This window comes from Basilea psittacipulmonis DSM 24701 (genome assembly GCF_000743945.1).
Classification (GTDB): domain Bacteria; phylum Pseudomonadota; class Gammaproteobacteria; order Burkholderiales; family Burkholderiaceae_B; genus Basilea; species Basilea psittacipulmonis.
In genome coordinates this window covers 241868-261279 of sequence record NZ_CP009238.1, presented here as the reverse complement: position 1 = coordinate 261279, position 19412 = coordinate 241868, and the positions used below count along the sequence as shown (strand labels likewise).

Annotated in this window: 20 protein-coding genes; 7 read left to right on the top strand and 13 right to left on the bottom strand. The window is 41.8% G+C overall.

Annotation, left to right across the window (positions count from 1 at the left end; translation table 11 throughout):
- Position 1: 1 nt before the first annotated feature.
- From IX83_RS01170 to IX83_RS01160, 3 genes are read left to right on the top strand one after another with little or no spacing between them, the layout of a single operon-like run.
- The gene (locus IX83_RS01170) at positions 2-481 is read left to right on the top strand and encodes a peroxiredoxin family protein (RefSeq protein ID WP_392387051.1); all 480 of its coding nucleotides are present in this window, start codon (positions 2-4) and stop codon (positions 479-481) included.
- Between the two features lie 9 nt (positions 482-490).
- Positions 491-1378, top strand: a complete 888-nt coding sequence (gene argB, locus IX83_RS01165) for an acetylglutamate kinase (RefSeq protein WP_038498219.1) — start codon at positions 491-493, stop codon at positions 1376-1378.
- A complete protein-coding gene (locus IX83_RS01160) occupies positions 1378-2058 on the top strand; it encodes a pyrimidine 5'-nucleotidase (protein WP_038498216.1) in 681 nt (226 codons plus the stop codon). The genes argB and IX83_RS01160 overlap by 1 nt, the downstream gene beginning before the upstream one ends.
- Before the next feature lie 285 nt (positions 2059-2343).
- Here the strand turns inward: IX83_RS01160 and rsmI are convergent, their stop codons facing one another.
- Positions 2344-3243, bottom strand: a complete 900-nt coding sequence (gene rsmI / locus IX83_RS01155) for a 16S rRNA (cytidine(1402)-2'-O)-methyltransferase (RefSeq protein WP_051919016.1) — start codon at positions 3241-3243, stop codon at positions 2344-2346.
- Between the two features lie 235 nt (positions 3244-3478).
- Here rsmI and IX83_RS01150 point away from each other — a divergent pair, with 235 nt between their 5' ends.
- Positions 3479-3871, top strand: a complete 393-nt coding sequence (locus IX83_RS01150; protein ID WP_051919014.1) for a YraN family protein — start codon at positions 3479-3481, stop codon at positions 3869-3871.
- A gap of 72 nt (positions 3872-3943) precedes the next feature.
- Here the strand turns inward: IX83_RS01150 and rapZ are convergent, their stop codons facing one another.
- The 12 genes from rapZ to IX83_RS01090 all read right to left on the bottom strand — a co-directional run bounded on the left by rapZ (position 3944) and on the right by IX83_RS01090 (position 15525).
- Positions 3944-4843: an RNase adapter RapZ gene (gene rapZ, locus IX83_RS01145; RefSeq protein WP_038501376.1), complete on the bottom strand. Its 900-nt coding sequence runs from the start codon at positions 4841-4843 to the stop codon at positions 3944-3946.
- Complete coding sequence (hprK, locus tag IX83_RS01140; protein WP_051919011.1) at positions 4836-5819, bottom strand: HPr(Ser) kinase/phosphatase; 984 nt, start codon at positions 5817-5819, stop codon at positions 4836-4838. Before hprK ends, rapZ begins: the two co-directional genes overlap by 8 nt.
- Positions 5813-6265 carry a PTS sugar transporter subunit IIA gene (locus IX83_RS01135; protein WP_038498213.1) on the bottom strand — a complete coding sequence of 151 codons (453 nt, stop codon included), beginning with the start codon at positions 6263-6265 and terminating at the stop codon, positions 5813-5815. The genes hprK and IX83_RS01135 overlap by 7 nt, the downstream gene beginning before the upstream one ends.
- 9 nt (positions 6266-6274) lie before the next feature.
- Positions 6275-6589, bottom strand: coding sequence for a ribosome hibernation-promoting factor, HPF/YfiA family (gene hpf, locus IX83_RS01130; protein ID WP_038498209.1), 315 nt, complete (start codon positions 6587-6589; stop codon positions 6275-6277).
- Between the two features lie 90 nt (positions 6590-6679).
- Positions 6680-7405, bottom strand: a complete 726-nt coding sequence (locus IX83_RS01125) for a DsbC family protein (protein WP_051919008.1) — start codon at positions 7403-7405, stop codon at positions 6680-6682.
- A gap of 21 nt (positions 7406-7426) precedes the next feature.
- Positions 7427-8620, bottom strand: coding sequence for an FAD-dependent monooxygenase (locus IX83_RS01120; RefSeq protein ID WP_038498206.1), 1194 nt, complete (start codon positions 8618-8620; stop codon positions 7427-7429).
- A gap of 18 nt (positions 8621-8638) precedes the next feature.
- A complete protein-coding gene (mltA, locus tag IX83_RS01115; protein ID WP_038498203.1) occupies positions 8639-9814 on the bottom strand; it encodes a murein transglycosylase A in 1176 nt (391 codons plus the stop codon).
- Between the two features lie 2 nt (positions 9815-9816).
- The gene (gene rodA / locus IX83_RS01110; protein ID WP_038498200.1) at positions 9817-10962 is read right to left on the bottom strand and encodes a rod shape-determining protein RodA; all 1146 of its coding nucleotides are present in this window, start codon (positions 10960-10962) and stop codon (positions 9817-9819) included.
- Between the two features lie 5 nt (positions 10963-10967).
- Positions 10968-13079 (bottom strand): penicillin-binding protein 2, encoded by a 2112-nt coding sequence (gene mrdA, locus IX83_RS01105; RefSeq protein ID WP_077315911.1) that lies wholly within the window; start codon positions 13077-13079, stop codon positions 10968-10970.
- A gap of 2 nt (positions 13080-13081) precedes the next feature.
- Positions 13082-13630: a rod shape-determining protein MreD gene (mreD, locus tag IX83_RS01100; RefSeq protein WP_038498197.1), complete on the bottom strand. Its 549-nt coding sequence runs from the start codon at positions 13628-13630 to the stop codon at positions 13082-13084.
- Complete coding sequence (gene mreC / locus IX83_RS01095; RefSeq protein ID WP_038498194.1) at positions 13623-14480, bottom strand: rod shape-determining protein MreC; 858 nt, start codon at positions 14478-14480, stop codon at positions 13623-13625. Before mreC ends, mreD begins: the two co-directional genes overlap by 8 nt.
- Before the next feature lies 1 nt (position 14481).
- Positions 14482-15525 carry a rod shape-determining protein gene (locus IX83_RS01090; protein ID WP_038498192.1) on the bottom strand — a complete coding sequence of 348 codons (1044 nt, stop codon included), beginning with the start codon at positions 15523-15525 and terminating at the stop codon, positions 14482-14484.
- A 159-nt stretch (positions 15526-15684) separates the two neighbouring features.
- Between IX83_RS01090 and gatC the strand changes: the two genes are divergently transcribed.
- Genes gatC through gatB form a run of 3 tightly spaced genes read left to right on the top strand, consistent with a single transcriptional unit; the run spans position 15685 to position 18943 of the window.
- Positions 15685-15993: an Asp-tRNA(Asn)/Glu-tRNA(Gln) amidotransferase subunit GatC gene (gene gatC, locus IX83_RS01085; RefSeq protein WP_038498189.1), complete on the top strand. Its 309-nt coding sequence runs from the start codon at positions 15685-15687 to the stop codon at positions 15991-15993.
- Positions 15993-17498, top strand: a complete 1506-nt coding sequence (gene gatA, locus IX83_RS01080) for an Asp-tRNA(Asn)/Glu-tRNA(Gln) amidotransferase subunit GatA (RefSeq protein WP_038498186.1) — start codon at positions 15993-15995, stop codon at positions 17496-17498. The genes gatC and gatA overlap by 1 nt, the downstream gene beginning before the upstream one ends.
- On the top strand, positions 17495-18943 hold the full coding sequence (gatB, locus tag IX83_RS01075) for an Asp-tRNA(Asn)/Glu-tRNA(Gln) amidotransferase subunit GatB (protein WP_038498183.1): 1449 nt from the start codon (positions 17495-17497) through the stop codon (positions 18941-18943). The genes gatA and gatB overlap by 4 nt, the downstream gene beginning before the upstream one ends.
- Positions 18944-19412: the final 469 nt, after the last annotated feature.

Sequence of the window (19412 nt, the reverse complement as noted above, 5' to 3'; positions counted from 1 at the left end):
AATGATGTTTAAAAAAATTATTTTAGCAATTTGTTTATGTCTGGGATTAGTCGCTTGTTCAACTTCCCAGACACCTGACGTGACATTTCACACCCTTGATGGAAAAGAACTCAACCTCTCTGACCTAAAAGGTAAAGTAGTTTATCTTAAATTCTGGGCAACCAGCTGTACCACTTGTGTTCGCATGATGCCTCAAAACATCCGTGATTATGAAAAATATCACGACAAAGGTTTGGAAACCATTGCGGTTGCCATGTCTTATGATCCCAAAACGTTTGTTCAAAACTTTGCGGATGCCCATCAATTACCCTTTATCGTTGCATTAGATAGCGACGGTAGCATTGCAAAAGCTTTTGATAATGTTCGATATACACCCGTGGCTTTTTTAATCGACAAAAAAGGAAATATCATCAAACGTCTCGTGGGTGATTACAATCACGAAGAATTTATCCCCCTTTTAGAGAAAGCACTCGCTGAATAAGGAAAAAAGATGTCCACATCGATCAACACAGAACTAAAAGCCGAGATTATCGCTGAATCACTGCCTTATATACGTCAGTTTCATGGCAAAACCGTTATCATCAAATACGGTGGCAATGCCATGACAGAAGAAAGGCTACAGAAAAGTTTTGCTCATGATGTGGTACTACTCAAATTAGTCGGACTTAACCCTATCGTTGTTCATGGCGGTGGACCTCAGATTGACACCGCATTAAAACGTTTAGGCAAAGAGGGACGCTTTATTCAAGGAATGCGAGTCACAGACGACGATACCATGGAAGTGGTGGAATGGGTGTTAGGTGGACAGGTTCAGCAAGATATTGTCATGATGATCAATGAAGCAGGCGGTAAAGCAGTTGGTTTAACTGGCAAAGACGGTGCGATGATCACTGCTGAAAAGAAACTCATGCCAAATAAAGAGAACCCTAGCCAACCGCTTGATATTGGCTATGTAGGCGACATTAAGCATATTGATACATCCATTCTTAACACGCTAAGAAACGATCAGTTCATTCCCGTTATTTCACCTATTGGTTTTAATCCAGAAGAAGGCAAAGTCTATAACATTAACGCCGATGTAGTCGCTGGACGCATTGCCCAAGCTTTACACGCAGAAAAACTATTGCTGATGACCAATATCCCTGGTGTTTTAGATAAAGATGGCAAGTTACTCAGACATCTTACCCAAAAACAGATCCACGAACTCATCGATAACGAAACGATTTCTGGAGGCATGATCCCCAAAATCACGTCTGCTTTAGGAGCGGCTTTAAATGGGGTAAATTCCGTACATATCGTCGATGGACGCGTGCCTCATTGTCTGCTATTAGAGATTCTTACCGATCGTGGCGTAGGTACGATGATAACGGAAACGTAATGAATGACCGTTCATCTCTTATTTGGTTATTTGACTTAGACAATACATTACACGATGCCTCTTTTTCTGTTTTTAAGCAGATAGATGTTTCCATGACAAACGCCGTCATGAAGCATCTTAATGTCTCTAAAGATCAGGCCAATTATTATCGTCAGAAATATTGGGAAAAATATGGTGCCACCCTGATTGGCATGCAACGTCATCACCAAGTTAATCCCAAAGCGTTTTTAAAATCGAGCCATGACTTTGATATTGCGGCTCATATCAAGCCCGAACCTTACCTTAACCTACTATTTCAGACGTTACCTGGTAAAAAATTTATTTATACCAATGCACCCAAAGACTATGCTGAAATCGTTTTAAATACTTTGAATATCGATCATCATATCGAAAAAATCTTTGCTATCGATGATATGAAAATCGCTGGCATTCATTATCCCAAGCCCTCGGTATCCATGTTAAAACGGGTACTTCACCAACTATCTTGTCCCCCTCACCAGATCATCTTTGTTGAAGATACGCTTAAAAACTTAAAACCCGCCAAGCAAATTGGCATGAGAACCGTGTATTTGTTCCACCCTCACACTCCATTTAGTAGCAAAAAACCGTTGTCGCCTCGTTATATGGATTTTCGCATTAAAGATATTCGATCTTTGCCCGATTTATTAAAGAAAATTTAAGGAATAAATGGACCACGTTTTGATCCATTTCACCGTTATAAAAATATTAAGAGTCGCTTGCTTACTGGTTTTCAGTGCCAAATCGTTTTTCCTAGTTATGATGATTTCATCACCTTGTAACACTAATCATTTATTCACGAATCTCTCAAAACCGCTTGTTTACTCGAGTTGCAGATTTCAAGTATTTATCTGGCATAAAAAAATAAGGCACTTCCTAAGTTTCATCGGATTTATACTTCCTAAGTTTCATCCGATTTATTTTAGGCAAGCAAATCCCTATCTAGATCAGTCAGATGCTTTTAAATTCAAGATCTCCTGATAAATTTGTTTTTTATTTCCACCACCAAATCTCGCCACGATTCTAGAAGCGTCTTTTGCAGAAACTCCCTCTTCCAACAAGATTTTTAGCAAAGGAATATAATCTGCTTGCGTGCTCACTGGGGACTTTTTACCCTCCAGCAACAACACAAATTCTCCTTGTTGACGATGATGATCAGCTTCCAACCATTGTGTCAAGGTTTCTACCGTCTGCACACTTATCTCTTCAAAACGTTTCGTAAGTTCTCGAGCCACGACCACACGACGTTCTTTTTCAAATAATGCTTCAAATAAACGTGCCGTGTCCAATATTCGATGCGGTGCTTCGTAAAACACCACCGTTGTATCAAACGAGGCATATTGCTCCAACCAAGCCTGTTTCCCTTTGCTTGGCACAAATCCTGCAAATAAAAAAGCAGGTGATTCATCATCACTTAATCCGCTTGCCATCAACGCTGTAACGGCGGCACAAGGACCAGGTAATGGAATAACTCGAAAGCCCTCATTCAGTATATCTGCCACTAATTTACCACCTGGATCACTAATCGCTGGCGTACCTGCATCCGAAATGTAGGCCACACGTTTACCCTCAGCTAAATAGCTCAATACTGATTGACTCGCCTCTCGTTCATTATGGCGATGCAAGGCAATCAAAGGAGTTTGAATTCCCCACTGATTTAGCAACACTTTACTTGACCGAGTATCCTCACAAGCAATAACATCTACTAACTGTAAAGCGTACAAAGCACGTAAACTAATGTCGGATAAATTGCCGATAGGTGTGGCGATCATATACAGACTTGAAGCGGGCCAATGTTGCTGCGAAATAGACTGAAAAGCCTGTTCTAATAACGTTAATTTCATCATATAAATCTATCCTTTTAAAAGACCGTTTAACGCGTCTTCACCTATATCAGCGAATAAGCACACATCTCATCACACACAGCTTCCGCCCTCACACTCAATATGCTCGCACGACACTTCCGCTGTCCCAATCAAATGTCAATACGTAATGATACGATGGGATAAGATTGTCCGCTTGAGGTTTTTTCTCGTTTCACTTCACCTTATTATAAAAGTTTTCATTTGCTCTGGAATACAGATGAGTTCAAACATTCAGCAATTATCCCCCACCCAAAGAAAAGGGGTTTCATACGAAGAGATGGCTTTAGAATTCCTATTTGCACGTGGGTTAAAACTTATTCGACAAAATCTTTCTTGTTTTTTTGGCGAAATTGATTTGGTAATGTTAGACAAACAGACGCTCGTTTTTGTTGAAGTACGGTATCGAAAAAACAAAAAATACGGCGGTGCTATGGCCAGTATTACCAAACAAAAACAAGTCAAAATCATCAGAACCGCCCAATATTTCTTGCCCTTATTAAGTCGTGATTTTTTTGGAGGACGCACGCCCAGTTGCCGCTTTGATGTCATCGGCATTGAAAATCAAGAAATCGAATGGGTCAAAAATGCCTTTTATTCTTTTTCGTATTAAGCATCGCCACTCACCATGAGTGGACCAAGGCACTCACCACGCCTCGCGATCGCACCGCTTCTTAAAACGTCCTTAATGCTCTTCTAATGTAGTATTTAACTGAGGCTGTGCTTTATGATTAACACGCATGGAACATTTCATTTTTTTAATATCATTTGACAAGCGTTTGGCCAATGTTTCCACGACATAAACAGAACGATGTTTGCCACCTGTGCAACCGATCGCAACATTCAAATAGCTTCGCGTATCTCTCAAATACACGGGCAACCATTTAATTAAAAACTGATAAATATCATTAATAAAAGATTCGACTTCCTCATATTGAGACAACCATTGCTCAATCGCTTTGTCTTTACCTGTCAAAGGGGCCAATGCGGGATCATAATAAGGATTAGGCAAGCATCTTACATCAAACACCAAATCGGCATCGTTCGGAACGCCTGTTTTAAACGCAAAAGACTCCAAGGTCAACAACAACTCACTTGCATTAAAAGAAACCAGTTCAGAAATATATCGACGCAAGTCACTGGGTCGCATATCTGATGTATCGATTACATAGCCCAAATCTCTTAAAGGTGCTAATAATTGGCGTTCCTGCTCAATACAAGCAATTAACGACCATTTTTTCTCTGGATAGCGTAATGCCAAAGGATGTTTACGGCGAGTCTCTGAATAACGACGAATGCTGGTATGGTCATCCGCATCAAGAAAAAAGATCTGCAACGGAATATTGGCTTGACGAATATGTTCCACGATTTTTGGTAATCGTAATAAATCACCAGATGAACGAATATCCACCGCTAAGGCCAATGGCTGGCTGTCTTGACTAGACTTTTCAACCACATCTTCAATATAGGCAACGGGAATGTTATCAATACAATTAAAGGATTGATCTTCCAATCGCTTTAATGCAACCGATTTACCAGATGCCGAAGTGCCCGTCAAAATAACCACACAAAAATTCTTATTCATGTTCATCTTCATCTGCAAATTCTTTCTGTGACAATACATCAGCCTGTTCGGTGCTTTCCATAATCGCTCTAGATTGGCGTTCCATAAACTCTGCTAAGGTATCAATACCTCTTAATTTAAGAATGGTATTGCGTACCGCCGCTTCCACCAATACAGCTAAGTTTCGGCCTGCTGCAACTTGCAAATTCACTTTTAAAATCGGCACACCTAAAATATCTTGGGTGTTTGATTGGATAGGTAATCGTTCCAATCGCTCATCAGAACTCGTTTTCACCAGATGCACAATCAGCTTCAACCGCATCTTGCGTCTTACGGATGTTTCACCAAAAATGGTTTTGATGTCCAATAATCCCAAGCCTCGCACTTCTAATAAATTTCTCAATAACTCAGGACATTTACCGTCAATATCATTAGGCGTATTACGGGAAAACTCAACCGCGTCGTCAGCAACCAAGCCATGACCGCGAGAGATCAACTCTAATGCCAATTCACTTTTACCTAAGCCAGACTCCCCTGTAATCAACACTCCCAAACCAAACACGTCCATAAATACACCATGTACGGTGGTTTTAGGAGCAAATCGCCGACTTAAATAAATACGCAAAACTTCAATAATATGTGCCGCATCTTCAGTCGTTGACAGTAAGGGAATCTGTGCGTCGATACAGAATTTGATTAAATTATCAGGCAATGCTTGCCCATTACCAACGATAATGGCAAACACATTACCCTCTGCAAAGTGAACTAAGATTTTATTTTGGGAACGTTCTGGCAATCGCTCAAAAAAAGCCATTTCTTCCACACCAAAAACCTGAATGCGTCTCGGATGAACATTATTTAAATGTCCCACCAACTCTGCGGAGGAACTGACCATGTCTTCACTTTTAATATAGCGAGATTTCGCCGCCTCTTCTCCAGCAATCCATTGGAACTGGATCCGAGAGTTTTCATTCACAAGTTTTTGGATACTTAACATGAGGATTTAAATACGTTCTTGAGTTCTTCTGGTGTACTAGCCTGAAACAAACGTTCGCGCAAAGAAGCATCTGACATAACTCTAGCAAGTTCTGCCAATGGTTCTAGATGATTTTGGGGCTCTTTCTCAGGGCTAATTAAAAACATCATGAGTTTAACGGGTTCACCATCTGGCGTATCATAAAATAATGGTTTGGCAAATCGAATAAACCCTAAAATCGGTTTCTTGATGGAAGCGAGTCTGGCATGAGGTACAGCAACCCCCGATCCCAACGCCGTGGACCCTAGTTTTTCTCGATCAAAAAAACCATCAAAAATAACAGAACGTGCCACCTTAATGTTATTTTCAAACATGAGTGCAGCACGTTCTAATGCACGCTTTTTGCTAGTGATTTCAACATCTAGCAAAATATTATTAATATCTAAATTTTCGTAAATGATGCTCATTTTATCTATTTAGGTAAAAGAACGCTTCTGTGAAACAGCCTTAGTCTGTTTACGTTCTTTAAGTTTTAATACCATACGATCTGCCTTATCGCTCAGCACATCGATGGCACTATACATATCTTCTCCATCCGCTTCGCAATGCATATCTTGACCAAAAACACGCAGGGTAATCTCAGCACGATGTTTAATTTTCTCAATCGACAAAATCACACTAGCTTCTACCACATGATCGAAGTATTTAATGATACGAGAGAGCTTCTCCTGTGCATAACCTCTGATCGCTTCAGTTACTTCTACATTACGCCCTACTACATTGATACTCATTACATGCTCCTTCTTCAATGTTAATGAAATGGTCACTTTATTATTTTTATTTTGTCATGTCTTACTATTGACTTTATCACAAGTGAACATTTATTTCCAATGTTTTTTAAATTCTTCCAAATCAATGTATCCCGTTACTCTTTCGTTGTCTGGAAAGAGAATAACAGGGGTAGAACGAATATTCATTTTTCTAGCCAATGCCACAACATCTTTATGCGGGAACGTGCCACACGCGTTCGTTTCAGGAACTTTTTTGTTCAACATCCAGTCTTCCCATGCTTTAGCAGGATCAGGCGAACACCAAATATTTTGAGCATAAGGTAAAGAACGTTCTGTTAAGAATGGGAACACAAAAGTATAAATTGTTGCGTTATCAAGTTTTTTTAGCTCCTCATCTAGCTTGTGACAATACACGCAGAAAGGATCTTCAAACACTGCTACCTTTTTCTCACCATTACCATGAACGCGTTTAATCGCTAATTCAAAGGGTAGTTGATCAAAAGGAATCGTCAATGTTTTGTCAATAAAATAACCACTAGGATACAGTTTATTTTTCTCTAAATCGTACAAATCGCCACTTAACAAATAACGTCCTGTTCGATCAACATAGAAAATACCTGCATCAGAGGCGACTTCATACATATCTGGAATATCTGTTTTGACGATAAGCATTTTGTCCAAAGAAAAAGATTTTTTAATTTTATCTTCTAACACTTTGGCTTCATCACCTGTCACGACATTAGGATTCACCGCTTCTGCGTGAACCGTACCCAACAACGAGATTATCATCAAACATAACATCCAAATTTTTTTCATAAAAACTCCTATTTTTTTATCTTATTGGTAACGAGCATCTATCTTTTTCAAACCGATAGCCGCTTCAATTAATTTACGTTTTACCCAAGGGAAATTTTGCACCATATTTAGCCCTAGATTTCTAACTTTAGACACCATCATATCGGGAGAAGCAAATAATTTATGCAACCCATCCGTTGCCAATTTCATCTCCAAAATATCTCTTTTTCTTGAGTCACGATAACGGTCCAAAATTCGCTCATCACCGCAGTTTCTAAAGTGTTCTTTCGTGGCCAAAATATGCGACAGGCTATACACATCGCCCAAGCCCAAATTTAGCCCTTGTCCGGCCAATGGATGCAAACGATGTGCTGCATCTCCCATCAAGACCACGCCGTTACCTGCCAATTGGGTTTCTTGCAAGGTTAAGGGGAATCCTTTGAGTTCACTTCTTACCGACATTGTTCCAAGTCGATGCTGCGTCATGGATTGCAAAATCGCTGGCAACTGTTCTGAAATTTCTTGAGGTGTTTTTTGCAACCATTCTTCTGCTTGCGGAGTACGTAAGGACCAAACCATCGAGACCTGAGGACCATCAGCCGTATCTGGCAAAGGTAAGAACGCCAAGATACCATCGGTTCTAAACCATTGGTATGCGGTACTTTGGTGAGGAAACGCGGTGTTTAACTGACACACCAAGCCAATGTCCCCATACATTCTTTTTGTGTGCGACAGTCCTGCCAATTCTCGCAATTTAGAATTTGCACCATCTGCCCCGACGCATAGATCGGCCGTATATGTTTTACCATCGGAAGCGGTCAAGCTGCCTTTTTCGTAACCCACGACCTGTGCATCGATCCACGTCACATTCAAGTATCTAAGGGCTTGCATCAAAACGTTTTCGATTTGCCCCGACTCCATAATCCATGTCAATTCCGATGAATTCGCTTGCCAAGCATCTAGCTCCAGCAAACCATCACCGTCTCCATGAATTTCCATTCTTTCGACTGCCTGATAACGTTCTACAGGAATATTACTCCAAACACCCAAATCTTCTAATAATTTTTTACTTGCCCCTGAAATCGCGTAAATTCGTGGATGGTAATCATCATTCGTAAAAATCAAAGGCTGATATTTTGGACTGATAATACAAACTTTTTTCTGTTGACGAACCAAAGACAAGGCTGTTGCCATGCCAACAATACCGCCACCACAAATTGCTACATCATATTGCATGATTAAGTCTCCTACTGTCTAATATGCGTTTGGACGGCCTGCTTGTTTCGGCCACAAAATCCACAACTGTGTGCTTTGTTTCATTTTACCAGCCAACTGACCTGCCTCGGCACCACTACCCCAGAAAACATCCACTCTGGCCTTACCTTTAATAGCGGTCCCCGTATCTTGAGCAAACACCAGCTGACGGAAGTTTTTAGACGAATTTGGCCACTTAGTAACCAAAAATACTGGGGTGCCTAATTTTACATACTTGGGATCGACTGCAATCGATCTTTGGGCCGTTAATGGCACACCAAATGCACCTTTAGGTCCATCATACGGCGGTTTTATGATCTTTGGCATAAAGAAAATATACGATTTATTATAATTCAACAATGCTTGCAACTTGTCAGGATGAGCCTTTGTCCAAGCTTTTATCCCTTGCATAGAAGCTTGTCCCGCCTTTAAATCGCCTCTATCGATTAAAACTTTTCCAATCGACGTGTAAGGGTGTCCGTTCGTGTCTGCATACGACACCTGCAACATACGACCATCTTGTAAATGCACCTTACCTGAACCTTGTACCTGCAAGAAAAAAGCTTCTATCGGGTCATCCAACCAAACAACCACTTTTGGTTTATCTTTTCTTTGTTCGAACTCTTCACGCGTATCATAAGGCACTATCTTGTTACCGACCAACTTACCTCTTTCTTTCTTACCTCGATCAGGCAAATTTAATTTGATAAGGTCTTTTGGAGGTGTATATAACGGCCATTTAAATCTTTCCGTTCTTGTCAAACTCCCCTCTAAGATCGGTTCGTAATAACCAGTCGCCAACCCCTTCCCCTCTAATTTCCAAGGTTGCAAATATTCTTGTAAAAAAGGGATAATCCGCTCCTCTTCCATATTTGACCAACGTGCTATTTCACAAACGTCCTGCCAAACAGTCTTTGAAACTGAATGAGGAAAAGGGCGAGTACGCAATACAGCTTCGCAATTTTTAATCAACGCCTTTGCCAAGCCCTCCTGCGACTGTTCATTCCAACCTGGCAAGTCTTCCCAGCGAGCAGGGGTATAAATCACGTCATCATCGGAATCATGTTGAATTTTGTAAATACGAGTAGTGATCTTATCCTGATATTCAGTTTTTGGCTGTGTTTGGCAAGCTCCCAGTAATAGGAATAAAGCCAATACCCCAATATATTTCTTCATGACTACACCTCCTTATCTTTTTTCTTTTTGGGAATATGATAAGACACACTCATCAATATACCGCAAGCCAACCCCAGCGTCACTAATGCCGTTCCACCGTAACTCATGAAAGGTAGTGGCACTCCTACAATGGGCAAAATACCAGAAACCATGCCGATGTTGACAAAAACATAAACAAAAAACATCAGACTAATCGCACCGGCCAACAAACAACCAAACACGCTACTTGACTTCACGGCAATCATCATGCCTCTAAAAATCAAGGCCACATAAGCCAGCAACAATATGATACAGCCATATAAACCAAACTCTTCTGCAAACACAGAAAAAATAAAGTCAGTGGTACTTTCTGGCACAAAGTCCAAATGAGACTGCGTACCTTGCATATAACCTTTTCCAAAAATACCACCCGAACCAATAGCAATCATCCCTTGTATCGTATGAAAGCCTTTTCCTAAAGGATCACTAGTCGGGTCCAAAAGCGTGCAAACTCGGTGTTTTTGATAATCGTGCAAGATCACCCAATCAAACTGAGGCGAACATAATACATCTTCAAAATGCAGAATCAAGGCCAGTCCTAACACACCCAATAAAAACGCAGGAAGCAATACTTTAAAGGACATGCCTGCAAAATACATGACAAAAAAACCTGTAGCAAACACCAAGAGTGCTGTACCTAAATCAGGCTGTTTGAGAATGAGAAAAAACGGCAACAGTAATAAAAAACCAGTCGCGATGTAATGGCGAATTAAATTTTGTTTTGCATACCTATCAAAGTACCACGCCAACATCATAGGAACAGAAAGCTTCAACATTTCAGATGGCTGTATCACCACCCCTACGTTTAACCATCGCGTCGCACCTTTGCTGGTAATACCAAACAATAAGACTGCTATTAACAGCACCACCCCGAGAATGTAAAACGGAACGGACACTTGCATCAGCCACTTGGGCGGTATCATCGCCACTGCCCACATCACTAAAAAGGCCAAAATAAAGTTACGAATTTGACCTTCAAAACGCCACTCTGTTCCTACGCCCACGGCTGAATACATCGACAATAAACCGATACCTGCCAATGTACACAATATCAGCAACAATGGCCAATCAAACACCGTAAACGCTTTCTTTATCAACCTTATCAACATATCACCTAATCTCCTGTTTTTTGTTTGGGCAGACTTTGATAAGGAACATTGCTTAATTCAAACTTAGATTCCAGATCTTTAAAAAAGGATTTATTGTCAAACACCACTGGTTCGTCTTCTTGAACCGCCTCTGTTGGTTCATCAAACACCACCTCATCGGATGTTTTCAAACTAACTTGATTCACATCGGGCGACTCTTCTTGAACATATTCCAAAGGCTCATCCAATGATTCATTTTCTAATTGAGTCACTTTATGATTGGGCGAGAACCAATAATCAAATACCTGTCGAGCAATCGGTGCCGCCAAACTTGCTCCCCAGCCACCATTTTCTACGATTAACGCCACCGCAATCTCTGGATTATTGGCAGGAGCATAGCCCATGTACAAAGCGTGGTCACGTAGATTTTTAGGTAGGGTATTGGCGTTATATTTGCTACCTCTTAAACTAAAAACCTGTGCCGTTCCTGTTTTACCCGCAGAAGTATAGCTTGCTCCTTCAAACGCTTTAGCTGCCGTTCCACGCGTATTAACGCCTTGCATGGCATTTTGAACACTTTTCCAATAACTAGCTGGCAAGTCAATCACATGGCTTACCTTGCCTAATAATTTTTGGGCTGTTTCCTGTTTAGGATTGGCAATAATATCCACCAAATGAGGAGTGATATATTGTCCATTTCTAGCCAATGTAGCGGTTGCCTGAGCCAACTGAATCATCGTAAATGAGTTATAACCTTGTCCCACCGTTAATGAAACCGTTTCGCCAGCATGCCAAGCACGATCAGAGGGATCTTTTGCACGTCTAAAAGCCTTTTGTTTCCATTCTTTTGAGGGTAATACACCTTTCTTTTCACCCTCAATATCAATACCTGTTTTTTGGCCAAATCCAAATTGTTTTTCAAAATCATGCAGTCTATCCACACCAATTAGCGGACCTAAACTGAAAAAATAGGTATCTGATGAAACGACCAAAGCACGATATAAATTCGTTGGTCCATAAACAGCATTTCCTGCATTACGATAACGTTGTCCGTACAACTCAAAATAACCTGGATCGGGGATTAAGGCCGATGGATCGCGGACATTGTAATAAAGCATGGCCAAGGCAACAAAAGGTTTGTAAGTCGATCCGATGGGAAAAGAAGAACCTGAGGGTCTATCAATCAAAGGATGGTTAGGATCGTCTGCCAATCGTCGCCAATTTTCCTCGCTAATCCCATCAATAAATAAATTGGGATCATAGGAGGGCTCGGATACATAGGCTAACACACCGCCTGTTTTAACATCAATGACGACTAATGCTCCTTTATGAGGATCTTTTTTAGAACGATAAATTCCCTCTACTAGCTTTTGTAACCCCAAATCAATGGATAAATACAAATCAGATCCAGGGACGGGATCCGTGCGACTAATGGTTCTAACGGGTCGTCCTGAGGCCGATACTTCGACCTCTTCCCAGCCAGTTTGTCCATGTAATAAACGCTCGTAACTCGCTTCCAATCCTCGTTTACCAATAATATCCGTGCCGCGATAATTTCCTTCTTGTCCTTGAGCCTCAATCTTAGCTTGGTCTTGTTCAGAGATCCGCCCCACATATCCGATAATATGAGCCGCAGTTTCTCCTTGAGGATAGGCCCTAACCCATCTTGCTCTTAAATACGCACCTGGAAATTCATAAGAACGAACTGCAAATACCGCCGCCTCTTGTTCAGTCAACCCTCGTTTGAGCATCACGCGATCCAATCGTCTTGCATGAGGCAAATTACGATTAAAACGACGTATTTCAGCCGTACTCAAAGGAATGACTTCCGCAATTTTTTCGACCAGTGCTTTGACGTTTTTGGTTTGGGAGGGAATAATTTCTATGGTGTAATCTCGATAATTCTTTGCAAGCACCACCCCATTTCTATCCATGATCTCGCCGCGACGAGGTTCGATGGGAATAAGGGTCAAACGGTTTCGATCGGCACGTTCAGAAAAGCCTTGATACCGACTCACTTGTAACGCCCACAACTGATGAATAAGAATCCCGAAACAAAACAATACAAACAAAGCAGCCACCAGCACCCTAGGGCGAATATTCTGTGGTTTATTTTGTTCTTTCCTAAAGTTCAACATCATTACAAAGTCGCATCATCATTACGACCAAAACCAAATGGCAATCGCAACACCAAATCAACAAAGATCCACAAAATGCCTGTTAATGGACCCGACAATAACCAATCCCACTGATGCCACGTATTACCTTGCAACCACATAGAAATGACATAAGATGGAATCGGAGCCAAAATAAATATTGGCCATACATGAAAAAACTGCCCCACTGGTGTAAATTGGAGCATTCGTTTTCTTAACAACATCATGCAAAACAATACAATCGTATAGGTAACCGCATGAGTGCCTAGTAAATTCGTATCTTGGACATCCATTAAAATGCCAAAAATAAATGCAGTCACCAATCCCACACGAACAATGCCATGCACACACCAAAAGGCCAAGACCAACAATAAAATATCAGGTGTACCTGGCCAATTTCGCCAAGGCAAAAAGCTAATCGCCCAAGCAATCAAGATCGTCACCCAAGCATACGTGGGCGAAACCGTCATATCAAACTGGGTAGCACGCAATGGCTGTAACGATTTTAAAGAACGTTTCTTTTGATCACTCATTTGATACCCCTTCTGGTTTCGTCAGTAGCACCAAAAAGTGACGATAGCGTTCGGGATGTGCACTAGGTTCAACAAAGGCTTTTAAGAATCCATCGGACGAATTAGAATCTAATGAGGTAACCGTTCCAATAGAAAGGCCTGGTGGGAACAATCCCCCAATACCGCTTGTAATCAGCTTATCGCCCGGTTTAATATCGGCGTTATTCGGTAAAAAATGGACTTCAATTTGGGAGGGATGCCCCGATCCAAACACAATCACTCTCAGTCCATTACGTAGCACCATAGCAGGGATAGCAATTTTATCGTCCGTGATCAAAGCAACCTCAGATGTTCGAGCATTAACTCGTCTGATTTGGCCAATCACCCCTCCTTCACCGATGACTGGCATTCCTGCCTCAATCCCATCATCACTGCCTTTGTTTAATACCAAAGTCTGGGCCAAAGGATCCGCTGGAGTGTACAAGATTTCTACCGCAACACTATTTGTCGATACATTTTCTTTTACACCCAGCAACCTGCGTAACTGCATATTTTCTGCGGAGACCTGCTCATACTGAGTTTGTTCTTGTGCCAAACTAATTCTTAAATTTTCTAATTCGGCACTTTCTTTGTTCAGTGCATTAATCGCATCCGACCAAACGCTTATACCATGTACCACTTCACCAGGCAGATACACGGTATAACGAACAGGTGCGATTATTGTGGACAAAAGGCTTCTAAACGGACTAGTAATACTAGACCAACGACTATCGATAACCATAGAAGCCAATGCCAATATCAATAAAAAAGATAGCTTTAGCCCAATGGATGGGCCATTGACAAAAAGCCTTAATGAGCCATCTCGCTTCATACTAATCGTCAGTAAAGACTGGACCTAGTTTCTCAAGATGTTCTAATGCTTCTCCGCAACCTCTTACCACGCAAGTCAAAGGATCATCGGCGACCACTACTGGCAACCCTGTTTCTTCTTGAAGTAAGCGGTCCAAATCACGTAGTAATGCACCACCACCTGTTAAAGCGATACCTTTGTCAGTAATATCCGCACCTAACTCAGGAGGAGTCTCTTCTAACGCCCCTTTTACGGCCGTCACAATCTGATTCAACGTGTCTGACAAAGAATCCAAAATCTCACTTGAACTAACGGTGAAACTTCTTGGAACACCCTCTGACAAATTACGTCCTTTTACTTCCATCTGGCGAACTTCTGCTTCTGGAAAGGCAAGACCAATTTCTTTTTTAATCAACTCAGCGGTAGGTTCACCAATCAACATGCCGTGATTGCGACGAATATAGTTCACAATTGCTTCATCAAATTTATCGCCACCGACTCTAATCGAACATTTGTGAACCATGCCACCCAAGGAGATAACGGCAACTTCTGTCGTACCACCACCAATATCGACCACCATGGAGCCACTAGCATCTGAAACATTCAAACCTGCTCCAATCGCAGCTGCCATCGGTTCTTCAATCAGATAAACCTCACTGGCACCCGCACCTAAAGCTGCTTCACGAATCGCACGACGCTCTACTTGAGTAGAACCACATGGAACACAAATAATAATGCGAGGACTAGGAGCAAACCAACTCTTAGGATGAACCTTACGGATAAACTGTTTAATCATCTGTTCAGTTACCGTAAAGTTAGCAATTACACCGTCTTTCATCGGACGGATCGCTTCGATATTACCCGGTACACGACCAAGCATCTGCTTAGCTTCATGTCCGACTGCTTGGATAATTTTTCTACCATTCGTACCGCCCTCATTACGAATCGCCACGACAGATGGCTCATCTAAAACGATTCCTTTACCGCGTACATAGATGAGTGTATTCGCTGTACCCAAGTCAATAGCCATATCTGTTGAAAAATAGCGTCTTAAAAATCCCATAATTTAAACTTTAACAAATCATTCTAAAATTCTATACATAAACTCTTGGATGAAAAAATAATCAACCCAAGACCTTTTCAGTTTATCTTATAATGATACATTAAAATGAATTTCTTTACCTGAAATATGCGAATATTTCAGTCTTATTTTAGATAAAATACTATGGCACTAAATCTTCAAGACATTACTCGTATTGCTAAACTTGCCCGTTTAGAACTTGATGAGCATACGAAAACTCATATGCTAGACGAGCTAAATAGCCTCATGAATATTATTGAAAAACTTCAATCGGTTGACACCACTGGCGTTGAACCCCTATCTCACCCTTTATCTGCACATGAACAAGTGGCTTTACGCTTGCGAGAAGATAAAGTGACCGAGTCCTCATCTATCGCTGAACGTGATCTACTGATGAAAAATGCCCCCGCCACAGAAAATGGCTTATTTTTAGTTCCAAAGGTAATTGAATAATGACAGAATTAAATACTCTTAAAGCCGTACGCCAAGCCTTGGACACCAAAAAGGTCAGTGCGGTGGAATTGGCACAGAAAGCACTCCAAAAAGCCGAATCCTTAAAAAAACTGAATCTATTTATCGATATCCAGCCTGAATTAACCTTGGCTCAAGCTAAAGCAGCAGACGAACGCATCGCTAGTGGCCAAGCCAGCTTTTTAACAGGGTTGCCTATCGCTCACAAAGATTTGTTTGTCACCCAAGGATGGCGAACCACTGCCAGCAGTAAAATGCTAGAAAACTACACCAGTCCTTTTGATGCGACTGTTGTCAGCCACTTACTAAATGCTGGCACGGTTAATATCGGTAAACTTTCTTGCGATGAGTTTGCCATGGGTTCAGGTAATGAAAACTCAGCTTTTGGCCCTGTTCTTAATCCATGGGATACCCAAGCTGTTCCTGGTGGTTCTTCTGGTGCCTCAGCCGCAGCCGTTGCAGCAGATATCGTGTTAGCAACGACAGGGACTGACACAGGCGGTTCTATCCGACAACCAGCGGCTTTATGTGGAATCAGTGGGATAAAACCTACTTACGGCACGGTTTCACGCTTTGGTATGATTGCTTTTGCATCCAGTCTTGACCAAGGGGGTGTTTTTGCACGCAGTGCCCAAGATTTAACTGAACTACTCGATTGTATTGCTAGCTTTGATCCTAAAGATGCTACCAGCGTTGAATTTTGTCATGGCACACCAAATGCCCAAGGACGCATCAAAAAAGACTACTTACAAGCTTTGGAAAGGTTTTCTGGGCCCCAACCTCTAAAAGGTTTACGTATCGGCATTCCTAAAGAATATTTTAGTGAAGGCTTATCGCAAGACGTTAAGATCGCCGTAGAAGCGGCACTAAAAGAATTTGAACAGTTAGGGGCCACACTTGTTGATATTTCTTTACCGCTAACAGAATTGGCTATACCTGCCTACTACGTGATTGCTCCCGCTGAAGCTTCTAGTAACCTGTCACGTTATGACGCAGTTCGTTATGGACACCGCACTCAACACTACCAACACATCGAAGACATGACCAGTCGTTCGCGTAGTGAAGCATTTGGTCCAGAAGTTCAACGCCGTATTATGATTGGTACTTACGTGCTTTCACAAGGTTACTACGATGCCTACTACTTGCAAGCTCAGCGTATCCGTCGTATGATTGCAAATAGTTTCAAAGATGCATTTGCTGAAAAATGTGATGTCATCATGGGCCCCGTCAGTCCAACGGTCGCCAAGAATATCGGGGAAACACGCGACGATCCAACCGCTGATTGGCTTGCTGACATCTACACACTTAGCCCTAGTTTGGCTGGTTTACCAGGCATGTCCATCCCTTGCGGATTCGGCCATCATCATCGTCCTATTGGTTTACAACTGATTGGTAACTATTTCAAAGAGGGTGAATTATTAGCGATTGCCCACCAATTCCAAGAGGTCACAAATTGGCACACCCAAAAACCGGAGATTAAACTATGAAATGGGAAATAGTAATCGGCTTGGAAACACACGTACAACTTTCCACAGAATCAAAAATCTTTTCAGGCAGTAGCACTCATTTTGGTGCAGCTCCTAACACTCAAGCGAATTTAGTCGATATGGCACTTCCTGGCAGTCTTCCCGTCATGAACAAAGCGGCGGTTGAGAAAGCCATCAGATTCGGCTTAGCCATTGGTGCCACTATCGCACCGATGAGCATTTTTGCACGTAAAAATTATTTTTACCCCGATCTACCTAAAAATTATCAGATTTCCCAATATGAAATACCGGTCGTACAAGGTGGCCAAATCAACTTCTTAGTCGAAGACAAGATTCATACGTTGAACCTCACTCGTGCTCACTTAGAAGAAGATGCGGGAAAATCACTACACGATAATTTCTTAGGCCCTCTTGGCGAAGCATCAACCGGCATTGATTTAAACAGAACGGGCACGCCATTACTAGAAATTGTTACTGAACCCGAATTACGTTCTGCTGCTGAAGCGGTCGCTTATGCCAAAACACTACACGCACTCGTTATGTGGCTAGGCATCTGTGATGGCAACCTACAAGAAGGGTCATTCCGTTGTGATGCTAACGTGTCTGTGCGTCCATTCGGATCAAGCGAATTTGGAACACGCACTGAAATCAAAAACGTTAACTCATTCCGCTTTCTAGAACGTGCTATCCAATACGAAGCTCGCCGTCAAATTGAACTTATTGAAGATGGGGGTACCGTTGTTCAGGAAACACGTTTATACGACGATGTCAATGATGAAACCCGTAGTATGCGTAGCAAAGAAGACGCTCATGATTATCGTTATTTCCCCGATCCTGATCTACCTCCACTTTACATCAGCGAAGATTGGATTGAACGCATCAAAGCGGATATGCCTGAATTACCCTCTAGTCGTCGTCAACGCTATGAAAACGAGTTGGGCCTAACTGCTTACGATGCTCACCAATTAACCTCTAGTCGCGAGTTATCCGATTACTTTGAACAAACACTTAAACATTTCAAAGGCAATGCCAAGCTCGTGGCAAACTGGATGATGGGCGAGTTAAGTGCGGCTCTAAACCAAGACGAATTAAGTTTAGACAAATGTCCCATTCAACCTGCGGACCTAGCCTTATTGCTTACTCGCATTGAAGATAATACGATCAGTGGCAAAATCGCACGTGATGTATTTAAAGCAATGTGGGCAGGCGAAGGGGATGCCGATAGCATTATTGAGAAAAAAGGCCTTAAACAAATCAGTGATGTAGGGGCAATTTCTGCTATGATTGACGAAGTACTTCAAGCCAATGAAGCGACTGTGCAAGAGTTTAAATCAGGCAAAGAAAAAGCATTTAACTCCTTAGTAGGACAAGTGATGAAAGCCACAAAAGGCAAAGCCAACCCTGCTCAGGTAAATGCCTTACTGAAAGAAAAATTGAGTGCCTAACTCATCACCATTCTCGTCAGTTCATTTTCTTTTTTTTAAAGTTGATGGATTGACGAGATTTTTATTTCCCTTATCCAAACACCCCCTCTACCTTTAATCTGGAAATAGGCTTGTATGCTAGCATTCAGAGGCTCACTCACTTTACCCCCTCGCATTTCACCGTCTCACCTAATTCCTCACACCACCCACCCCATCTGAAAATAGGCTTGTATGCTAGTGTTTAGAGGTTCTTTCCCCCATTCCCACCATCAGCCTTATCATCTCTTTAACCACACACACTTCACATCTAGCCTCGAAACACGCTTTTATACTAGCGTTCAGAGGTTTTTACCACCTCCTACCATCAGTCTCATCATCTCTTTAACCACGAACACTATACACTCAGTCTCGAAACACCCTTGTACACTAGCATTCAAAAGTTCATTCACTTCAATCTCTCTCATCTCACCGTCCCACCTAATTCCTCACA

Coding starts and splice junctions, on each gene's coding strand:
- mrdA (WP_077315911.1), bottom strand. CDS start 13,079: ATGTTGAACTTTAGGAAAGAACAAAATAAACCACAGAATATTCGCCCT.
- gatA (WP_038498186.1), top strand. CDS start 15,993: ATGACAGAATTAAATACTCTTAAAGCCGTACGCCAAGCCTTGGACACC.
- mltA (WP_038498203.1), bottom strand. CDS start 9,814: ATGAAGAAATATATTGGGGTATTGGCTTTATTCCTATTACTGGGAGCT.
- mreD (WP_038498197.1), bottom strand. CDS start 13,630: ATGAGTGATCAAAAGAAACGTTCTTTAAAATCGTTACAGCCATTGCGT.
- IX83_RS01160 (WP_038498216.1), top strand. CDS start 1,378: ATGAATGACCGTTCATCTCTTATTTGGTTATTTGACTTAGACAATACA.
- hprK (WP_051919011.1), bottom strand. CDS start 5,819: ATGTTAAGTATCCAAAAACTTGTGAATGAAAACTCTCGGATCCAGTTC.
- rapZ (WP_038501376.1), bottom strand. CDS start 4,843: ATGAATAAGAATTTTTGTGTGGTTATTTTGACGGGCACTTCGGCATCT.
- rodA (WP_038498200.1), bottom strand. CDS start 10,962: ATGTTGATAAGGTTGATAAAGAAAGCGTTTACGGTGTTTGATTGGCCA.
- rsmI (WP_051919016.1), bottom strand. CDS start 3,243: ATGATGAAATTAACGTTATTAGAACAGGCTTTTCAGTCTATTTCGCAG.
- IX83_RS01170 (WP_392387051.1), top strand. CDS start 2: ATGATGTTTAAAAAAATTATTTTAGCAATTTGTTTATGTCTGGGATTA.
- gatC (WP_038498189.1), top strand. CDS start 15,685: ATGGCACTAAATCTTCAAGACATTACTCGTATTGCTAAACTTGCCCGT.
- IX83_RS01150 (WP_051919014.1), top strand. CDS start 3,479: ATGAGTTCAAACATTCAGCAATTATCCCCCACCCAAAGAAAAGGGGTT.
- mreC (WP_038498194.1), bottom strand. CDS start 14,480: ATGAAGCGAGATGGCTCATTAAGGCTTTTTGTCAATGGCCCATCCATT.
- argB (WP_038498219.1), top strand. CDS start 491: ATGTCCACATCGATCAACACAGAACTAAAAGCCGAGATTATCGCTGAA.
- IX83_RS01135 (WP_038498213.1), bottom strand. CDS start 6,265: ATGAGCATCATTTACGAAAATTTAGATATTAATAATATTTTGCTAGAT.
- IX83_RS01125 (WP_051919008.1), bottom strand. CDS start 7,405: ATGAAAAAAATTTGGATGTTATGTTTGATGATAATCTCGTTGTTGGGT.
- hpf (WP_038498209.1), bottom strand. CDS start 6,589: ATGAGTATCAATGTAGTAGGGCGTAATGTAGAAGTAACTGAAGCGATC.
- gatB (WP_038498183.1), top strand. CDS start 17,495: ATGAAATGGGAAATAGTAATCGGCTTGGAAACACACGTACAACTTTCC.
- IX83_RS01120 (WP_038498206.1), bottom strand. CDS start 8,620: ATGCAATATGATGTAGCAATTTGTGGTGGCGGTATTGTTGGCATGGCA.